Source organism: Streptomyces sp. NPDC005070 (assembly GCF_053600395.1).
Genome location: NZ_JBSFZS010000338.1, coordinates 1 through 2,966 on the forward strand (window position 1 = coordinate 1; position 2,966 = coordinate 2,966).

Annotated in this window: 2 protein-coding genes and 2 pseudogenes; all 4 read right to left on the reverse strand. The window is 73.5% G+C overall.

What is annotated here, in order from left to right; all coding sequences use genetic code 11:
* Positions 1-295, reverse strand: a pseudogene (locus tag ACWEBX_RS38730) (STM4012 family radical SAM protein); the annotation flags it as partial.
* Entirely contained in the window at positions 292-1,098 is an 807-nt protein-coding gene (locus ACWEBX_RS38735; RefSeq protein ID WP_451889402.1) for an STM4013/SEN3800 family hydrolase, read from the reverse strand. The gene ACWEBX_RS38735 and the pseudogene ACWEBX_RS38730, both read right to left, overlap by 4 nt.
* A 58-nt stretch (positions 1,099-1,156) precedes the next feature.
* Positions 1,157-2,320 carry an STM4014 family protein gene (locus ACWEBX_RS38740; RefSeq protein WP_451889401.1) on the reverse strand — a complete coding sequence of 388 codons (1,164 nt, stop codon included), beginning with the start codon at positions 2,318-2,320 and terminating at the stop codon, positions 1,157-1,159.
* A 38-nt stretch (positions 2,321-2,358) separates the two neighbouring features.
* Positions 2,359-2,966: pseudogene (locus tag ACWEBX_RS38745) on the reverse strand (STM4015 family protein); the annotation flags it as partial.

Genomic DNA, 2,966 nt, shown 5'->3' on the forward strand with positions numbered 1-2,966 from the left:
CGCCCAGTGCCTCGCGCATCGCGGACGCCTGGCGCCGCACCGCGTCCAGGTAGCGTCCCGTCAGATCGCCGGGAGCGCCGATGCGGGTGAACAGGTTGCAGAAGCCGCAGCGGACTTCGCAGAACGGGATGTGCAGATACAGCGAGAGCGACCGCCGGGACTCGCCGGCCCACAGGTCCTTGAGCGCGGGGCGCGGGGTGAGGGGCCGGTAGGCGGTCTTGTGGGGATAGGCGTACGTGTAGCTCTGGTACGGGCGCGGCAGGCCGGTCGGGGCGGCCACGGGGGCGAGCGTCATACGGTCGGCTCCAGGAAGAAGTGGCGGTAGGGCACGGTCCACACGCTGTCGTGGCCGAGACGATGGCCCGTGAAGCCGTCGTCTCCGTAGGCGGTGCCGTGGTCGGAGCAGACGATGGCGAAGCAGCGGCGGCGCGAGCTCATCGCGCGGAACAGCCGGCCGACATGGGCGTCGACGTACTCGAGGGCCGCCGCGTGGGTGACCCGCCTGTCGCCCGCCTCACGAGTGGCACCGGGCAGGTGGAACCAGTTCGGCTGGTGCAGCGCCGACACGTTCAGGAACAGGAACAGCCGCTGCTCACCAGGGAGTTCGGCCACGATCTTCTCCGCCCGAGTGACCTGGGCCTCGAACGAGGTGGGCGACGCCACCCCGAACTCCGGCTCCCAGTGGCTCTCCTGGAAGAGACCGGGCAGCACGCCGCCGAGTGCGCCCTGCTTGTTGAAGAAGCCCACGCCCCCGACGCACACCGTGCGGTAGCCGTGCGCGGCGAGGCCCGCCACCAGGTCCGGGGTGTCGAAGACGAACGTGCGGTCCGCCGTCGTCTCGCTGCCCGCGAACCGTGCCGCGAACAGCCTGGGGTGCGGTCCCGGAGCGGCCGGGGTGGGCAGGAAGCCGGCGAACATGGCCTGGTGGGAGGCGTACGTGAAGTTCCCCGGCGCGTGCCGCCGCTCCCAGGTGCCGCCGGGCAGATGGGCGGTCAGGTTCGGCAGGCGGCCGGCCGCGGCGAGTTCGACGGCCACGTCGTAGCGCAGGGTGTCGAGGGTGAGAAGGAGCAGGTCGTCCCGTCCCACCACCTCGTTCATGTCCGGCGTCCCCGCGGGTCCGGGGTCGGAGGGTGTCAGGTCCGGTGTGCGGTCGGGATCAGGCTGAGGCATGTGCTGTCCTGGCAGGGGTGTCGAGCGGAAGTGCGGGTCGTCCGGGGAAGTGTTCGGGAGAGCGGGAACGGACCGCGGCGACCTGCGCCGCGTACGTGTCCAGGCCTTCCGCGCCGCTGCCCGGCAGGCCGGTCAGACGGGGGAGCAGGTCTCCGAAGGCGTTGACCTCCCCGACGGCGAAGCGGCGCCAGCCGACGGCGGGCAGCAGATCGACGCCCACGCACAGGGTGCCGGGGAAGCAGGCGGCGGCCCGTTCGCTGATGGACAGCGCCTCCGCCCACCGGTCGCCCGCCAGTGCGCGCACGGCCGCGAGATCGCCGCGGGCACCGCCCAGATGCAGGTTGGTCAGGGGAGAACGGCTCGTACGGACCACGGCGTGGGTCGCGCGGCCGGCCACGACCACGATCCGCAGGTCGGCCGATCTGCCGCCGAGCGACGCCTTGGGCAGCCAGCGCTCGATGTGCAGTCCGTCCGGCGCCAGCGCGTCCACGATCGCCGCGATCCGCGCCTCGTCCGTGTAGCGGCGGATCCGCAGGGAGTTGTGAAGGTCGCCGTCAGCCGTGCGCTCGACCGAGGTGGTGGCCCGGATCCGGCCGGCGGCGGTCGTCTCGACGGCCAGCACACCCGACGCGGACGAGCCGTGCGCGAGCTTGACGAACACCCGCCTCAGCGCGGCCTCCGCCATGAGGTCCCGGACGCCGCTCCAGTCCTCCACGGCCCGAAGGGCCCCCGAGGTCGGGGACCGCGGCACCGGCACACCCGCCGCGTCGAGCCGGGCGTGGCACAGCCTCTTGTCGAAGAGGACGGCCAGATCCGCCGGGTCGTCGAGCCGGCGGCCCCCGCGCAGCGAACCCACACAGTCCAGGAAACCCGCGTACCAGCGCGCGGAACCCTCCACCCTGGTCGGCTCGTCGGCGCCGCGCAACAGCCGGTCCACCTCGGCGTTCTCGCCGGGGGAGTCCAGCCGGACGACCTCGTCGTCCGCGAAGTCGTGCCCGCCGTCCCGCAGGACGTCCCGCCACTCGACCACGCGAAGGGTGCCCGGGCCCGCCTGCTCGGCCGCCGCCCTGAACAGGTCCACCCGGCGGTTCCCCCCATTCGCGACGACCGCCCACCTCACCGGCGCGCCCCGCCGCCGCAACCCGCCCATCCCGCCTCCTCGTTCTCTCCGCCGGTACCGGTCGGGGGCTACTCGCCCACCGCGACGAAACGCCAGACCGTGCCGTCCTCCTCCTCGTCGGACTCCGCGTCGTCCTGGTCGGCGCGGACCTCGACTCCGGCGGGCTCCAGCGTCTCCAGCAGACGCGTCCGCACCGCCGTGCCGAGGTAGTTGTGGTGCAGGTCGAGCACCTTGAGGTGGGTCAGCGGCTGGCCCGAGAGCAGAGCCGTCGCGCCGTCGTCGGTGAGTACGCCCATGGAGACGTCCAGGTGTTCCAGGCGCGCCACGACCGGGGCCGAGGCCAGCGCCGTGCAGATGGCGTCCTGGATCTCGCTGTTGCGCAGGGCCAGCCGGACCAGGCTGGGCAGGCGGCTGCCCGCGAAGAAGGGCTCCAGGTCGGCGACATCGGCGTCGCCGCCGTACTCGGAGGTGCCGAGCCACAGGTCCAGTGCGGTCAGCGCGGGCAGGTCGCTGGCTGCGATGCCGCGCACGGCCTCGGCGGGCAGGCCGCCGCTCTCGACGGTCAGCGTGCGCAGCCGCTCGTGCTTCACGGCGGGGAAGACCAGGCCGTTGCCCGTCCGCTCCGCCCGCCCGCCCGTCCGCCGGTCGGGGGTCGGTGCTCGGGGGTGAGGGCGCG

Bases quoted from the DNA above. Each gene is read 5' to 3' on its own strand.
- ACWEBX_RS38735 (WP_451889402.1), bottom strand. From the start codon at position 1,098: ATGAACGAGGTGGTGGGACGGGACGACCTGCTCCTTCTCACCCTCGAC.
- ACWEBX_RS38740 (WP_451889401.1), bottom strand. From the start codon at position 2,320: ATGGGCGGGTTGCGGCGGCGGGGCGCGCCGGTGAGGTGGGCGGTCGTC.